Source organism: Frankia torreyi, from assembly GCF_000948395.1.
In the GTDB taxonomy this organism is placed as follows: Bacteria; Actinomycetota; Actinomycetes; order Frankiales; family Frankiaceae; genus Frankia; species Frankia torreyi.
The window spans coordinates 30,040-45,094 of the sequence record NZ_JYFN01000018.1; the positions used below are offsets into that span (position 1 = coordinate 30,040).

A 15,055-nucleotide genomic window follows, 5' to 3' on the forward strand; every position below is an offset into this window, starting at 1 on the left:
CGCTGGTCCGACGCTATGCTGCTGGTCCGGCGCTATGCCGCAGCGGAACCGGTGACCCGCACCAGCCGCGCCAGATGGTCGCTGTAGACCGCGTCGAGCCCGTATCCGGCCAGGCGTACCAGCGTGCTTGTGCTCTGCGCATCCCAACCGAACGCGGCGATACCGAGGTCGTGCAGAACGCCGACGATCCCGGCGCGCGGGGGCGTCCATTCCCGGGTCCGGAGGTTCAGCGCGGCCACCCCGGCGGCGCGCAGCCGCTCGCCGTAGGTGCTGATCCCGCCACCATCCATCACGGTGCGCATCGACGTGGAATTCACCAGGCGCACGTCCGGGTCACGATCCCGGAAGGCGGCGAGCTCCGGGAGGTTCCCGCACAGCCACAGCCGCCGGGCCGCCGAGCTTCCGCCCGCCCGCCGGGCCACGGCGACCACGGCGTCCGCCGCGGGCGCCCAGCCACCGGGCGGCCCCTTCAGATCGAGGCTGAACTCGAACGACGTGCCGAGTTCGGCGTAGAACGCGGTCAGCGACGGCACCCAGCCGGGCAGCCGGTCGGCGGTCAGATCGCTGATCCGCCGCCGCCGGCCAGGCGGTCCGAGCACCCCGTCGTGGTGCAGCACCGCCACCCCGTCCGCGGTCAGCCAGGCGTCCGACTCCAACCCGCTGGCCCCGCCGGCCAACGCACGGCGGAACGCGGGCAGGGTGTTCTCCCGTTGGTGCGGGGCCGGCGCCCCGCGATGCGCGAAGCCGATCACCGGCCGCCACTCATCTCCGTCATCCGACTGTCAGGACCGTCCGGTGTAACCCGGCGGGGCGCCACCGGGGCGCCCCGTGGCTGCGCGGGGACTCAGGGGTTGAAGGAACGCAGCGCGACGTCGTGCAGGTGGCCGTTGGTCGTCAGCACGGTGCCGTGGCCCGGGCCGCGGCGGCCGGCCAGGTCGGTGAACCGGCCGCCGGCCTCCTCGACGATGACCTGCAGCGCCGCCATGTCCCACAGGGACACCTCGGGTTCGCAGGCGAGGTCCACCGCGCCCTCGGCGACCATCATGTGCGACCAGAAGTCGCCGTAGGCCCGGGTCCGCCAGACCTGGTCGGCCAGGTGCAGGAACTGGTCGAGCCGGTCCGCGGTCCGCCAGCCCTCCACCGAGGCGAAGGACATGAACGCGTCCGCCAGCCGGCCGACCGAGGAGACCTTGAGCGCCCGGGTGTCGCCGGTGGCGTCCCGGGTGAACGCGCCGGTGCCCCGGGCTCCCCACCAGCGCCGGCTCATCGCGGGTGCGCTCGCCACGCCGACGACCATCTGGCCGTCCACCTCCAGGCCGAGCAGAGTGCCCCAGACCGGCACGCCACGCACGAAGTTCTTCGTCCCGTCGACGGGGTCGAGGATCCAGCGCCGCCGGGCACCCGCGCCGACGAGCCCCTCCTCCTCGCCGAGGACGGCGTCCCCCGGCCGGGCGACGGCAAGCCGCTCACGGATCATGGATTCGACGGCGGTGTCGGCGTCGGAGACCGGGGTGTTGTCCGGCTTGGATTCGACGTGCAGATCGACGGCTTGGAAACGGGAAAGAGTAATCCGATCGGCAGCGTCCGCGAGACTCAGCGCGAGCGCGAGATCGTCGGCGACGGCAACGGCGTCGATGTCCTCGGTCGATTCGGTGCCCACGGAGGTGGGGTTAGGCGGGGTCACGCCTGCGAGACTACGAGCCGAGCCCCCTGGCGCGTCGGTGACGCGGACGGCAGGCCCCGCGTGGCGGGAAGAGTGTGACGAATCTCGCGAGCTGCATTCTCATAGGGGGGTTCCGCGGGCCGCCAGCAAGCGGCGAAGGCTCGCGAGCCGGGCGGCGTCGGCCTCGCCGTCGCGCACCGCCGAGTCCAGCGCGCAGTCGGGCGACGGGGCGAGATGCTCGCAGCCGGGCTGGCAGTGCTCGGCCGCGGCGGCGAGGTCGGAGAAGGCCCGCAGCACCCGGTTCGGTGCCACCGCGCCGAGGCCGAACGACCGGACCCCCGGTGTGTCGATCACCGTCCCGCCTCCCGGGAGCAGCAGCGCCACGGCCGCCGACGACGTGTGCCGGCCGCGGCCCGTCACGGCGTTGACCTCGCCGATCGCCAGGTCCGCGGCCGGCACCAGCCGGTTGACCAGGCTGGACTTCCCGACCCCGCTGTGGCCGAAGAACACGCTGACCCGGTCGGTCAGCAGCGCCAGCAGCGGGTCGAGGTCGCAGTCCGGCTGGGTCGTCAGCACCGGGAATCCCAGCGGCCGGTACAGCTCGATCAGCGGCGCGGGGTCGGCCAGGTCGGTCTTGGTCAGGCACAGCACCGGGGACAGTCCGCCGTCGTAGGCGGCGACCAGGCAGCGGTCGATGAGGCCCGGCCGCGGCACCGGATCGGTCACCGAGCAGACGATGACCAGGATGTCGGCGTTCGCGACGATCGGCCGCTCCGCCGGGTCGGTGTCGTCGGGCGTGCGCCGCAGGACGCTCGTGCGCTCCTCGCGGCGCACCAGCCGGGCCAGCGCCCCGGACGTCCCCGAGACGTCGCCCACCAGCGCGACCCGGTCCCCGACGACCACCGACGTGCGGCGCATCGACCCGCCGCGCACCGCGGCGACCAGCCGCTGCGGCGTCGGGCCCGGCCGGCAGGTGTAGCGGCCACGGTCGACGCCGACCACCACCGCCGGCACCGCCTCGGCGTGGTCGGGCCGCTCCCGGGTCCGGGGACGCGAGCTGCGCCCCGGTCGCACCCGGACATCGTCCTCGTCCAGTTCGCGGGCCATCGGCTAGCCCCTAGCCCGGTTCGCCGCGTCGCTCAAGCTGTCAGGGCTCAAGCTGTCAGGGCTCAAACTGTCAGGGCTCAAACTGCCAGGGCTCATTCCGCCAGGGCTCATCCGGCCAGCATCGCCGTCCACATGCGGGGGAAGTCCGGCACCGTCTTGCCGGTCGTCGCGATGTCGTCGATGACGATCCCCGGCACGACCAGGCCCACCACCGCGTACGCCATGGCCAGCCGATGGTCGCCGCGCGGGTCGAGGCGCGCGCCGCGCAGGGGCGCCGGCTCGATCGCCAGCCCGTCGTCGGTCACCGTGATCCGTGCCCCCAGACTGCCGAGCTCCTGGGCGAGGGCGACGAGCCGGTCGGTCTCGTGCAGGTGCAGGTGCCCGATGCCGCGCAGCCGGGACGGCGAGTCGGCGAGGACGGCGAGCGCGGTCAGGACGGGCGCGGCCTCCCCGAAGTCGCCGAGGTCGACGTCGATCCCGTGGATCCCGCCGCCGCCGCTGACCGCCAGCCCCGCTGCGGTGCGCTCGGTCGTGGCGCCCATCGCCGCCAGCAGCGTGGGGAGCATCCGACCGGGCTGCTCCGTCGCCTCGGGCCAGTCCGGCACCACCACCCGCCCCCCGGTGGCGACCGCGGCCGCGAGGAAGGCCGCGGCGCTGTTCATGTCCGGCTCGATGGCCCGGTCGGCGGCGGTGAGCTCGCCGGGCTCCACCCGCCAGCGCCGGCTGCCGTCGGTGCCGGGCGGCGCGACCTCGACGACCGCGCCCGCCGCCCGCAGGTCGGCGACCGTCATGTCCAGGTAGGGGCCCGACGGCAGGCGCGCCCCGCGGTGCACGACCGTGACCCCGGCGTCGTAGCGGGGGGCGGCGAGCAGCAGGCCGGAGACGAGCTGGCTGGAGTCGGAGGCGTCGACGGTGACCTCGCCGCCGGGCAGCCGACCGCGGCCGCGCACGGTGAAGGGCATCCGGTCGCCGTCGATGTCGGCGCCGAGCCGGCGCAGCGCGCCGAGCAGCGGAGTGAGCGGCCGGTCGCGCATGCGGGCGTCGCCGTCGAACTCGACGTCGCCCTCGCGCAGGGTGGCCAGGGCCGGGGTGAACCGGGCGACGGTGCCCGCGTTGCCGCACTCGGCCCGCGTGCCGGCGGCGAGGCGCGCGGCCGGCACGGGTCGCACGACCCAGTCCGGCCCGTCGGTGCTGATCTCGGCACCCAGCGCGCGCAGCACCCCCGCCATCAGCAGGGTGTCGCGCGAGCGCAGGGCGCCGCGCAGCCGGGACGGCCCGTTCGCCAGGGCGGCGAGAACGAGCGCCCGGTTCGTGCCGGACTTCGCGCCGGGCACCGGGACGACAGCCGTCACGGGGCGCTGCGCGGTCGGGGCCGGCCACGGGTCGGACTGCGTGCCCGTGGCCTCGGGGCCGGTCAGGATGCTCACCATGACAGCATGCCGGATGGTCGGCCGCCCCCGGCGCCGGCGGTACCGGACGGGCCGATGAATCATGTGCGCCGTGAGTACCCGGCGCTCGGCGCCACCGAGCTGGCCGCGCTGGTCCGCGCCGGGCTGATCGCCCCGCAGGCCCCGGTCGAGGCGGCCCTGACCCGGCTGCGGGAGACCGACGGCGCGCTGCGGGCCTTCACCTCCTGTTGGCCGGCCTGGGCCGCGTACCGGGCCAGCCTGGTCAGCCGGGCGCTCGCCCGCGGCGCCGAGCTGCCGCTGGCCGGTGTGCCGATCGCGGTCAAGGCGGGCAGCGACGTCACGGCGCCCACGACCCGCCGGCTGCTCGCCGCGGGGGCCATCGTGATCGGGGCGACGGCGGTGCCGATCCGAACGGCGCATCCCTGGCAGACCTGGGGGCACACCACCCGCGGCCCGACGGTGAACCCGTGGCGGCCCGATCGGGTGCCCGGTGGATCGTCGGCGGGCTCGGCGGTCGCCGTGGCCAGCGGAGTCGTTCCCCTCGCGACCGCCGCTGACGGCGCCGGCTCCACCCGCATCCCCGCGGCCTGGTGCGGCGTGGTCGGGCTCAAGCCGACCAACGGCCGCTTCCCCGGCCCCGACCGCGCCGGCCTGACCGTGCCCGGCCCGATCGTCCGCCACGCCGCCGACGCGGCGGCCTGGTGGGCGGTCGTCGCCGGCGCCAGCGAGGTGCCGCCGGTGGTGCCTCCCGGGGGCAAGCGGGAGGGCGGGCGGCTCGGAATCGCCGTCTGGTCGTCGACGCTTGGCTTCGCCAGGCCCGAGCCGGAGGTGGTCGCCGTGAGCCGGGCCGCCGCCGACCGGCTTGCCGCCGCGGGCGTGCTGGCCTGGACGGACGTGCCCGTCGAGCTGCTTGACCCGGAGGCGGCGTGGACCGCACTGAGAGCGGCGTCAGCGGGCCCGGGGACGGCGGCTGCCGGGACTGCGGCCGCTGGGACTGCGGCTGTCGGGACTGCGGCCGCTGGGACTGCGGCCGCGTCAAACGCCGCGGCGGTGCGCGCGCATAACGACCGATGCCTCGCGGGCGTGCTTGCTCGGGCGGACGTGCTGCTCACGCCGACAACGCCTAACCGGCCGCATCCGCATGCGGGCCCCGGCGAGGTCCGCAGCGTGAGCCTGACCTGGGCATTCAATCTCAGTGGGCAGCCGGCGGTGAGCGTGCCCGCGGGTTTCACCGCCGACGGCTGCCCGGTCGGGCTGCAGATCGTCGGCCGTCATGGCGAGGAGGGCCGTCTGCTGCGCCTCGTCGCCGCACTGGAACGGCTCGTCCCCTGGCCGTCGCCGGCACCGGACCGGTGGACCGGTTAGGCGGGCCGGCGGGCCGAGGCGATCAGGTGGATGCCGATGGACTCGCCCTCGCGCTCGGCGGAGAGCTCCACCTCCGTGCGCACGAGGGTGGGAAAGCAGGAGACGTCCTCGGCCACGGCCCGCTTGACCGCCTCGGCGGACAGCACCGTGCGCGGCCGGATCCAGTCGACGACGAAGCCGGCGCTGGTCAGCAGCGCCCGCAGCTCCTCCGGCCAGAAGCAGCGGGTGATGGTGCCGTCCTCGGCGGGAACGAGCACCACGTCGGCGCGGGGGACGTCGGACAGCTCCGCCCAGCGATGCTGCTCGGCGAGGCGGGCGAGGCCGAGCAGCAGCGAGTCGACGCAGAGCAGCAGCCGCCCGCCCGGGCGCAGCATGCTGTGGATCTCGTCGAGGGTGGTCTCCGTGGCCAGGCAGAACGACAGTGCCCGTGCCTCGGCGAGCACCGCGTCGAACGAGACGGGGGAGAACCAGTCCAGCGAGCGGGCGTCGCCCACGACCGGCAGCAGCGCGCCCGGGCCGGCGGCCGGCTCGGCCGGCTCGGCCTGGGCCACCACCCGCACGACCTGGTGACCCGCGGTCACCATCTGGCGGGCGAAGCGGGCCCGGGGGCCGGAGACGTCAAGCACCCGCGCCGGCTGCGCCGGCAGCCACTCCCGCAACTGGGCCGACGCGACCTCCTCATAGAAGGCCCAGTACGGATCGTCACTGTCGGCCGGAGCCTCGCAGACCAGGGTGTTTGCTCGTCCACGGGGCGGGCCTGGGTCGGCGTCGAGGCCAGGCAGCATGAAGCTTTCCTACCCTTCGGGAGGCAATGATGCGAGGCAAGTCACACACTCAAGGTGGAAGTCTGACAGATTCTGCGCCCGACCACGCCGTGTCCTTCCCTGCTGTGTCGGATCGATGCGCGCCGGTCCCGCCACCCCCTGACGCCGGCCCCGGACCTACGTCCGGTGACGGTGCCTGCGGGGCTGACGGTGCCTGCGGAGCTGATGGTGCCTGCATAGCTGTGGACGGCGGGCGGCTGCGGGTGGTTCCCGGGATCGGCGAGTCGACCGTCGTGTTCCTGCACGGGGCCGGCAGCGGCGTCGACACGCCCCTGTTCGACGCGCTGGCCGCCCGGCTGGGCGCCGCCGGGGTGCGGGTCGCCCGGCTGGAGATGCCCTACCGGGTGGCCGGGCGCCGGGCGCCGGACCGACCGGCCCGCCTCGACGCGGTGGCCACCGCCGCGATCGAGGCGCTCGGGACGCCGCGCCCGCTGGCCCTCGCCGGGGTGTCGATGGGCTCGCGGGTCGCCATGCGGGTCGCCGCCGGGTCCGGCGCGTGCGGGGTGCTCGCCCTCGGCTTCCCGCTGCGGCCGCCGGGCACCACCGCGAATGGCGGTCCGAAGCCGTCGCGACAGGGGGAGCTCGACGGCGCCGGCGTGCCCGTCCTCGTCGTCCAGGGCGACCGGGACACCTTCGGCCGACCGGAGCCGGATCCGGCGCTTGACCGGCGGGTGCACCTCGTCGCGGGCGGCGACCACTCCTTCCGGACCCGGGTGCGGGACGGCCGGCCGGCCGGCGAGGCCGTCGCCGAGGCCGCCCGGATCGGTGCCGCATTCCTGCTCGACCGAATGGGCCCGTCGGGCCCGGGGCGGGAATCAGCCGCGGGGTGATCGGCGTTGACGTCGTTGTCTCACGAGGTCACGGAGGTCTCATGACTCCTGCGAACGCCACGCACCGGCAGCCGTCGGCGCAGTCGCGACATGTCCCACAATGGCCCCCTGTGGCCGTCGTGCCGATGCGCGCCGAGACCGTGGTCGGGGTATCGTCCGCTCCGGAGAGACGGTCCGGTTCCGTCCGACCCGAAACCCGGAACGCGGAGTGGGCCGTTGCACAGCGTGACGGTGAGGGAGTGATCCTGGTCGACGAGACCACCGAGGAGCGGGGCGCGCGGTTCGAGCGCGACGCCCTCCCGTACCTCGACCAGCTTTATGCGGCCGCCCTGCGGATGACCCGCAACCCGGCCGACGCGGAGGACCTCGTCCAGGAGACCTTCGTCAAGGCGTTCGCGGCCTTCCATCAGTTCCAGGAGGGCACGAACCTCAAGGCGTGGCTCTACCGGATCCTCACCAACACCTTCATCAACACCTACCGCAAGCGGCAGCGGCAGCCGTTGCAGAGCCCGACCGAGCAGGTCGAGGACTGGCAGCTCGCCGAGGCGGAGTCGCACACGTCCAGCGGCCTGAAGAGCGCGGAGACCGAGGCGCTGGAGCACCTGCCCGACAGCGACATCAAGGACGCGTTGCAGGCGTTGCCGGAGGATTTCCGGATGGCGGTGTACCTCGCCGACGTCGAGGGCTTCGCCTACAAGGAGATCGCGGAGATCATGGGAACGCCGATCGGGACCGTGATGTCCCGGCTGCACCGTGGACGACGCGGTCTGCGCAAGTCCTTGGAGCAGTACGCGGCGGGTCGTGGGCTGGTGGGCGCCGGGTCCGCCGACGGCGAGGGTGGTGCGTCGTGAGCTGCGGTGGTGAGCACGAGATCGACTGCCGGAAGGTGTTGGACGCGGTCTTCCTGTACCTCGACGGTGAGTGCGACGGCGGCCAGCAGAACCTCATCCGGTCGCATCTCGACGAGTGCTCCCCGTGCCTGCGCGAGTTCGGCGTGGAACACGAGGTGAAGATGCTCGTCGCCCGCAAGTGCGGCGGGGAGCGAGCGCCGGACTCGCTGCGGACCAGTGTCCTGGCCCGGCTCCGGTCGGCCCGGGTGGAGGCGGACGCCACGGAGTTCCGGCCCGAGTAGGGCGCCGGTAGCCCGGCCGCGAGGCCGCCCCGCTTCACTGCCCCGCTTCACTGCCCCGTTTCATCGAACGCGAGCACCCGCCGTGACGGCGCCTGGCCGCCACGGCGTTCGCGGTCACCTGGTGTACAGGAAGTGCACAGGAGTGCGGGCTAGTGTCCTGTCTCGTGCGCATCCTCGTCACCGGCGCGGCCGGCTTCATCGGTTCCACCGTCACCGACCGGCTGCTGGCCGACGGTCACAGCGTCGTCGGCGTCGACGACCTGTCCACCGGCCGCCTGGCCAACCTCACCGCCGCGGCGGCGGACCCCCGCTTCTCCTTCGAGCAGCTCGACGTCACCTCGCCCGAGCTGCTCGCCCTTGCCGACCGGGTGCGACCCGAGGTGGTCGCCCACCTGGCGGCCCAGATCGACGTCCGGGTCAGCGTCGCAGACCCGCTGCGCGACGCGCGGCAGAACGTGCTCGGCACGATCAACGTCCTCGAGGCCAGCCGCCTCGCCGGCACGTCCAAGGTCATCCACACGTCGTCCGGCGGGTCGATCTACGGTTCGCCCGCGCGGTTGCCGGTGGACGAGACCGCGCCGGTGGCGCCCGAGTCCCCGTACGCCGCGGGCAAGGCCGCCGGCGAGCTGTATCTCAACGTCTACCGGGCCACCCACGGCCTGGCTTCGACCGCCCTGGCGCTGGCCAACGTCTACGGGCCGCGGCAGGATCCGCACGGCGAGGCGGGCGTCGTCGCCATCTTCGGCACGGCCATGCTGGCCGGCCGGCCAGCGAAGATCTTCGGTGACGGCACCGCGAGCCGGGACTACGTGTTCGTCGGCGACGTGGCCGAGGCGTTCGCCCGGGTGCTGCCGGTGGACGCCGCCGCCGGCAGCCGGCTCAACATCGGCACCGGCGTCGAGACCAGCGTCCGGGAGCTGCACAGCCGGATTGCCGCCATCATCGGCGCGCCCGACACCCCGCTGCGGGCGCCGGCGCGTCCCGGCGAGCTGGCCCGCATCGCCCTGGCCGTGGGCCTGGCCGAGCGGCTGGTGGGCTGGCGACCCGAGGTCGACCTCGACGCGGGCCTGGCGCGGACCGTCGCCTGGCTGCGCCGGCAGACCGTCGCCGCGGCCTGAGCGGCGCCTGGCGGCGGGCCGTGCGCGCACGGCCCGCCGAGCTGGTCAGGTGTTCAGCGCTGCCTCGGTGTCCGGGGCTGCTCAGGTGTTCGGGCGCTTGCCGTGGTTGGCCTTGCTCTTGGCCCGCGCGCGCCGCTTGCGCTTCTTCTTCGCCATGGCGTCCTCCCCTCCGTCAATCGAATGTGGAGTCATCGTGCCAGCCCGGGCCGGCGGGTGGTGACCGACCTGCCCGCGGGGCCCTCACCCCCGCCGTCCGTGTCGCCGTCCGTGGCGTCGTCCGCGTCCCGCCTGTTGGCCGCGTCCCGCCTGTCGGCCGCACGGTGGCCGTCGCCCCCGCCGTCGCCGACCTGCCCGACCAGGTGGACGTTCCCGGCGGACCCGGCCTCGGGGACCACCACGGCGCCCCTGCGTGAGCCGCCGTCGAGCACGTCGTTCGCGTAGGGATGAACGTCGGGCTCATCCCAACCAGCGTGGTCGTCGTGACCTGGCTGGTCGTCGTCGGCGAGGCGCTCGTCGTGGCCGAGCCGGTCGTCCTGACCGAAGTGGTCGTCGGAGCCGATCAGGCCGTCCGCACCGCCGTACCCCGCCGGCGGCGCGCCGGCCAGCGCCGCCTGGCGTCGGGCTCGCAGCGTGCGCCAGGCCCGCACCGGGGTCACGGCACCGAACAGCCCGAGCGCCGCGGCCATCGCGACGTCGCCGATGCTCACCACCGCCGGCGCCCCCGGAAAGGGCAGCGGAATGATGTCACTGAGCAGCCGCAGGCTCGTGCCGTCCCCGGCGGGGGTGTGGAAGGCCGAGGTGAGGATGTCGTCGATCGAAACGCCGGCCCGGCCCGCGCCCCACAACGACACCGGCATCTGCCCGCCGTTCGCCGTGATGACGGCGGCGTTGGCGATGATGCCGGTCACCAGCAGCCCGAGCCCGGGCAGTCGGTTGTTCATGCCGGCGAACAACGCGGCAAGCACCGCCGCCACGATCCAGGCGGGGCTGTGCAGCGCCGGGACGAGCCCGCCCACCGCCAGTACCAGGACCACCGCGGCGAACAACCACGGGCGCAGGACGTGGACGCGGGCGAGGGCGCCGAGGGTTCCGCCGCGGGCCAGGCCGACGCCCAGCCCGCACACCAGGGTCAGCACGAGAAGTACAAGCACATCCGTAGTCTGCGGGGTTACGCCGGACAGTCCCAACACCGGGCGGTCGAGTCGCCTCTGTGCTGCGGTGCGAACACACCTGTGGGCGCAGGGCAGTTGGTCCGGGTGACCGGGGGCACTAGGCTCTTGCCAGGTTCGACCCGCCGCTGAAGGGAGCCCGATGGCCGAGGAAGTCCGCGCGGAGATGGTGGCCAACGTCTGGAAGGTCGTCGTCGGTGTGGGTGACCCGGTGGCCGCCGGTGACGCCCTCGTCATCCTCGACTCCATGAAGATGGAGATCCCGGTGATCAGCGAGGATGGCGGCACGGTCGCCAGGATCGCGGTCCAGGAGGGCGATGTCGTCCAGGACGGCGACCTGATCGCCGTGGTCGAGCCGGTCGCCGCGGGCTGAGCCCCGCCCGGTTTCATCCGGGGTTGAAGTACCCGGGCCGGTCCATCCGGCCCGGTTCATCCCGGTTCATGCCGGCCCGTTCGGGCCGGCCCGTTCCGCCCGGCGCCCGGCGTGACCATCGGGCCCGCCGGGATCCGCGGCGAGCCGCTTGCGGGTCGGCCCCGCCGTCGGCTACGGGCTGCGTCGTGCCATGCCCTAAGCTGACGTTCGTGGACGCTTCGTTCTGTGACCGTTGCGGTCAGTTGGCCAGTGTGGGCAGTCATGAGGCGTGCGCGCGGGCCCGTGAGCTCGAACCCCCGCGTTACTGCCGGGTCTGCCGGCGGCGGATGGTGGTGCAGGTGACCCCCGCGGGCTGGTCGGCGCGCTGCACCGAACACGGCCTCAAGACGGCCACCAACGCCTGATTCCGCCCCGCCCGCCCCCCGCCAGCCCGCCCCCGGCCAGGGCCCGCGCCGCGCGCGAGCCGGCCGGCCGGAGACGGGCGCAGTCCTACAGCGTGGCCTGCAGCGACTTGATCGGCATGCTCAGGTCGGCGAGCATCTTCAGATCCGACTCGGCCGGCCGGCCCAGCGTCGTCAGGTAGTTGCCGACGATCACGGCGTTGATGCCGCCGAGCATCCCCTGCGCCTCCAGATCGCCCAGGGTGATCTCCCGGCCGCCCGAGTAGCGAAGGATCGTCCGGGGCAGAGCCAGCCGGAACGCGGCGATGGCGCGCAGCGCGTCGCGCGGCTGCACCGGCGGGTAGTCGCCGAAGGGGGTACCCGGCCGCGGGTTGAGGAAGTTCAGCGGCACCTCGTCGGGCTCCAGCACGGCGAGCTGGGCGGCGAGCTCGGCCCGCTGCTCCAGCGACTCCCCGACCCCCAGGATCGCGCCGCAGCACAGTTCCATGCCGGCCGCGCGCACCATCTCGCAGGTCTCCCAGCGCTCCTCCCAGCTATGGGTGGTGACGACCTTGGGGAAGTGCGAGCGGGACGTCTCGAGATTGTGGTTGTAGCGGTGCACACCGATCGCGGTGAGCTCGTCGACCTGTTCCTGGGTCAGCATGCCCAGCGAGCAGGCGACATTGATCTCGACGGCCGCGCGGATGGCCGCGACCCCCTCGCGGACCTGGGACATGAGCCGGGCGTCGGGTCCGCGAACGGCCGCGACGATGCAGAACTCGGTGGCGCCGGTGGCCGCGGTCTGGCGGGCCGCCTCGACCAGCGAGGGCACGTCGAGCCACGCCGAGCGCACCGGCGAGTCGAACTTGCCCGACTGCGAGCAGAAGTGGCAGTCCTCCGGGCAGCCGCCCGTCTTCAGGCTGATGATGCCCTCGACCTCGACCTCCGGCCCGCACCAGCGCATCCGGACCTCGTGGGCGAGCGCGAGGGCGTCGCCCAGGTACTCGTCGGGCAGCCGCAGGACGGCGAGCACGCCAGCCTCGTCGAGCCCCCGCCCGGCCTCGAGCACCTCACGCCGGGCGTGGGCAAGCAGAGCGGCCGGGTCCTGCCCGGCGGCGGCCGGCGCCGGCGGTGGCACCGTCGCCGGGGCGGTGTGCGCGGTCACGGGTGCGGTCACGGGGGCCTCCAGGCGGGACGTCGGCAGAGGAGATGCGCTCGGTGGTGGTGGGTCGGCTCGTCGTCGGGTGGGCTGATCGAACCGGTGTCTCGGTTCGGCTTGTCCGGTTTGCTAGTTGTATTGGGATTTGTCGATATTCGCGGGTGGGCTTGTCGTCGGATCGGTCGGAGCGCGCCCTCCATTGTCGAACCCGCGCCCGTTGCGCCGCCCGGTTTTCCCGCGCGACGTCGGGCACGTTCGTCACCCGCGTCCGTCCTCCGTGCATCCAGCGGGCCGGCAGTCGGCAGCCGCCGCCGGCCTCCGCCGGCCATCGGCTCCGCCAGCCATCGGCTCCGCCAGCCATCGGCTCCGTCGCCGCCTACCGCCTCCTACGCTCCCTTGCCTTTCTACAGGGACAATGCGGACGGGTAGGCCTGTGGAAACGCAAGGGAATCGCCCTATAGGGGGTGGCGTGCACGGAACTGCCGTGCACGGAAGGTACCGCCGAGGGCGGGTTCGAGTGACTGCCGGGCCGTCGCCAGGAACTCGGGCCGGCTCAGCAGGGCGGCGCCCGCCGGCAGGGCCCCGGCCAGCGGTCGGCCGGCCAGGTCGGTCAGGTCGGTCAGGTTGCTGCGGCAGGCCAGGTCCGGCTCGCGCGGCCAGGATCCGATGACGACGCCGGCGAGGTCGAGGCCGCGGTGGGCCAGCGCCTCCAGGGTCAGCGCGGTGGCGTTCAGCGCGCCGAGTCCCGCCGCCGTCACGACGAGCACCGGCGCCGCGAGCAGCCGGGCGAGATCGGCCAGGGTCGCGCCGTTGTCGTCGTAGCGCACCAGCAGACCGCCGGCCCCCTCGACGAGGACGAGGTCGTGGTCGGTGGCGAGCTTGCCGATCCGGGCCGCCACGTCGCCGAGGTCGACGGCGGGTCGTCCGGCCCGGCGGGCGGCGGCCGCCGGCGCGAGCGGGTCGGGGTAACGGGCCAGCTCGTGGACGTCGCGGATGCCCGCGAGCCCGGCGACCAGATCGACGTCTCCCAGCTCGTCGGGCCGGACCCCGGTCTGCGCCGGCTTGACCACCGCGACGGCGTGGCCGCGGTCGTGGGCGAGCGCGGCCAGCGCCGCGGTCACCACCGTCTTGCCGACCTCGGTGCCGGTACCGGTGATCACCAGCAGCGTCACCGGGCGGGCACCTCGGCGGCGAGGACCCCGGCGGCGGCGAACGCCTCGGTCGCGAGTGTCAGGTCGGCGTCGCTGAGATCGGCGCGGGCGGCCAGCCGCAGCCGGCTCGTGCCCGCGGGCACCGTCGGCGGCCGGAAGCAGCCGACCGCCACCCCGTGCGCCAGGCAGGTCGCCGCCGCGGCCACCGCCGGCTCCGGCTCGCCGACGAGGACCGAGACGACCGCGCCGGCCGGGCGCGGCGCCCCGGTGAGCGCGGCGAGCTCGCCGGCGCGGCGCCGGACCGCGGCGGGCAGCTCCGGATGGGCCCGCAGGTGCGTCAGCGCCGCCAGCGCCCCGCCGACGCTCGCCGGGGCGAGGCCGGTGTCGAAGATGAAGGCGCGGGCCGTGTCGATGAGGTGCTCGCGGACGGCCGCCGTGCCGAGGACCGCGCCGCCCTGGCCGCCGAGTGCCTTCGACAGGGTGACCGTGGCCACCACGTCCGGCTGGCCGGCGAGCCCGGCGGCGGCCAGCGCGCCGCGTCCGGCCGGGCCGACCACGCCGAGCCCGTGCGCCTCGTCGACGACGAGAACCGCCCCGTGGGCGCGGGCCGTGGCGTGCAGCTCGGCGAGGGGAGCGGCGTCGCCGTCGGCGGAGAACACCGACTCGGTCACCACGAGCGCGCGGCGCCAGCCGCCGGCGGCGAGGGCGGCGGTCACGGCGGCGACGTCGCCGTGCGGAGTGATGGCCACCCGCGCCCGGGACAGCCGGCAGGCGTCCACGATCGAGGCATGGTTGAGCGCGTCGGAGACGATCAGGTCGCCGGGGCCGGCCAGCCCGGTCAGGCAGCCCAGGTTCGCCGTGTAGCCGGAGGAGAAGACCAGCGCCCCGGCGAAGCCCACGTGGTCGGCGAGCGCCGCCTCCAGCTCGCCGTGCAGGGCGGTCGTTCCGGTCACCAGCCGGCTGCCGGTGGATCCCGTGCCCCACTCCCGCAGGGCGCGCGCCGCCCCCTCGACGATCGCGGGATGGCGGCCGAGGCCGAGGTAGTCGTTGCTGGCGAGGTCGACGCGAACCTGGGAACCATCCGCGGCGGGCGTCAGGGTGCGCGGGCGCAGCCGGCGGCGCAGGCCAGCCACCTCGCGGCTCCAGGCATGATCGGCAAGCCAGGCCAGCGGATCGGCCGCGGGCGGGTCGCCGGTGGGCTCGGTGGTGGTCTTCGCTACGCTTGCGGCGGTTTGTGGCTCCGTGCGCGTACCGGGAACCACGGCCGCGGCGGCGTTGTCGACGGTCACGACGGCGAGCGTACGGGCCCGGAGGGTCCCGCGGGGGTGCCCGCCAGCTCGCAGCCCCGGTCCGTCTGGCAGTCTGCGACCCGTGG

The 15,055-nt window shown here is 74.6% G+C and carries 17 protein-coding genes; 7 read left to right on the forward strand and 10 right to left on the reverse strand.

The annotated features are described in order from the left end of the window. Positions 1–32 precede the first annotated feature (32 nt). The 4 genes from FF36_RS13115 to aroA form a co-directional block, all read right to left on the reverse strand. A complete protein-coding gene (locus FF36_RS13115; protein WP_044885340.1) occupies positions 33–752 on the reverse strand; it encodes a glycerophosphodiester phosphodiesterase in 720 nt (239 codons plus the stop codon). Positions 753–844: 92 nt separating this feature from the next. After that, on the reverse strand, positions 845–1,684 hold the full coding sequence (hisN, locus tag FF36_RS13120; RefSeq protein WP_044885341.1) for a histidinol-phosphatase: 840 nt from the start codon (positions 1,682–1,684) through the stop codon (positions 845–847). Between the two features lie 99 nt (positions 1,685–1,783). Continuing rightward, complete coding sequence (rsgA, locus tag FF36_RS13125) at positions 1,784–2,770, reverse strand: ribosome small subunit-dependent GTPase A (RefSeq protein ID WP_044885342.1); 987 nt, start codon at positions 2,768–2,770, stop codon at positions 1,784–1,786. Between the two features lie 107 nt (positions 2,771–2,877). Next, entirely contained in the window at positions 2,878–4,200 is a 1,323-nt protein-coding gene (gene aroA, locus FF36_RS13130; protein WP_044885343.1) for a 3-phosphoshikimate 1-carboxyvinyltransferase, read from the reverse strand. 54 nt (positions 4,201–4,254) lie between these two features. On the opposite strand from aroA, the gene FF36_RS13135 reads away from it, so the two are divergent. Next, positions 4,255–5,544, forward strand: a complete 1,290-nt coding sequence (locus FF36_RS13135) for an amidase (RefSeq protein WP_044885344.1) — start codon at positions 4,255–4,257, stop codon at positions 5,542–5,544. Here FF36_RS13135 and FF36_RS13140 read toward each other — a convergent pair. Then, positions 5,541–6,329, reverse strand: coding sequence for a methyltransferase domain-containing protein (locus FF36_RS13140; RefSeq protein WP_044885345.1), 789 nt, complete (start codon positions 6,327–6,329; stop codon positions 5,541–5,543). The two genes, FF36_RS13135 and FF36_RS13140, sit on opposite strands and share 4 nt — an antisense overlap. Positions 6,330–6,358: 29 nt before the next feature. Between FF36_RS13140 and FF36_RS13145 the strand changes: the two genes are divergently transcribed. From FF36_RS13145 to FF36_RS13160, 4 genes are all read left to right on the forward strand, one after another. Next, positions 6,359–7,198: an alpha/beta hydrolase family protein gene (locus tag FF36_RS13145; RefSeq protein ID WP_044885397.1), complete on the forward strand. Its 840-nt coding sequence runs from the start codon at positions 6,359–6,361 to the stop codon at positions 7,196–7,198. 239 nt (positions 7,199–7,437) lie between these two features. Continuing rightward, entirely contained in the window at positions 7,438–8,049 is a 612-nt protein-coding gene (locus tag FF36_RS13150) for a sigma-70 family RNA polymerase sigma factor (protein ID WP_041939803.1), read from the forward strand. Then, positions 8,046–8,330, forward strand: coding sequence for a mycothiol system anti-sigma-R factor (rsrA, locus tag FF36_RS13155; protein ID WP_044885346.1), 285 nt, complete (start codon positions 8,046–8,048; stop codon positions 8,328–8,330). The genes FF36_RS13150 and rsrA overlap by 4 nt, the downstream gene beginning before the upstream one ends. A 164-nt stretch (positions 8,331–8,494) precedes the next feature. Beyond that, on the forward strand, positions 8,495–9,448 hold the full coding sequence (locus tag FF36_RS13160) for an NAD-dependent epimerase/dehydratase family protein (RefSeq protein ID WP_044885398.1): 954 nt from the start codon (positions 8,495–8,497) through the stop codon (positions 9,446–9,448). An 81-nt stretch (positions 9,449–9,529) separates the two neighbouring features. Here FF36_RS13160 and FF36_RS40805 read toward each other — a convergent pair whose 3' ends face one another. Further along, positions 9,530–9,604 carry a 50S ribosomal protein bL37 gene (locus FF36_RS40805; protein WP_369299096.1) on the reverse strand — a complete coding sequence of 25 codons (75 nt, stop codon included), beginning with the start codon at positions 9,602–9,604 and terminating at the stop codon, positions 9,530–9,532. 32 nt (positions 9,605–9,636) lie between these two features. After that, positions 9,637–10,599 (reverse strand): DUF5317 domain-containing protein, encoded by a 963-nt coding sequence (locus tag FF36_RS13165; protein ID WP_236706078.1) that lies wholly within the window; start codon positions 10,597–10,599, stop codon positions 9,637–9,639. A gap of 160 nt (positions 10,600–10,759) precedes the next feature. On the opposite strand from FF36_RS13165, the gene FF36_RS13170 reads away from it, so the two are divergent. Both FF36_RS13170 and bsaP read left to right on the forward strand, forming a co-directional pair. Then, the gene (locus FF36_RS13170; RefSeq protein ID WP_011607058.1) at positions 10,760–10,990 is read left to right on the forward strand and encodes a biotin/lipoyl-binding carrier protein; all 231 of its coding nucleotides are present in this window, start codon (positions 10,760–10,762) and stop codon (positions 10,988–10,990) included. A gap of 209 nt (positions 10,991–11,199) precedes the next feature. After that, on the forward strand, positions 11,200–11,394 hold the full coding sequence (gene bsaP, locus FF36_RS32745; RefSeq protein ID WP_055408282.1) for a biotin synthase auxiliary protein BsaP: 195 nt from the start codon (positions 11,200–11,202) through the stop codon (positions 11,392–11,394). A gap of 85 nt (positions 11,395–11,479) precedes the next feature. Here bsaP and bioB read toward each other — a convergent pair whose 3' ends face one another. From bioB to FF36_RS13185, 3 genes are all read right to left on the reverse strand, one after another. Continuing rightward, positions 11,480–12,547: a biotin synthase BioB gene (gene bioB, locus FF36_RS13175; protein ID WP_370657217.1), complete on the reverse strand. Its 1,068-nt coding sequence runs from the start codon at positions 12,545–12,547 to the stop codon at positions 11,480–11,482. A 437-nt stretch (positions 12,548–12,984) separates the two neighbouring features. Then, complete coding sequence (gene bioD, locus FF36_RS13180; protein WP_044885349.1) at positions 12,985–13,701, reverse strand: dethiobiotin synthase; 717 nt, start codon at positions 13,699–13,701, stop codon at positions 12,985–12,987. Beyond that, on the reverse strand, positions 13,698–14,969 hold the full coding sequence (locus tag FF36_RS13185) for an 8-amino-7-oxononanoate synthase (protein WP_082121888.1): 1,272 nt from the start codon (positions 14,967–14,969) through the stop codon (positions 13,698–13,700). The genes bioD and FF36_RS13185 overlap by 4 nt, the downstream gene beginning before the upstream one ends. Positions 14,970–15,055 lie beyond the last annotated feature (86 nt).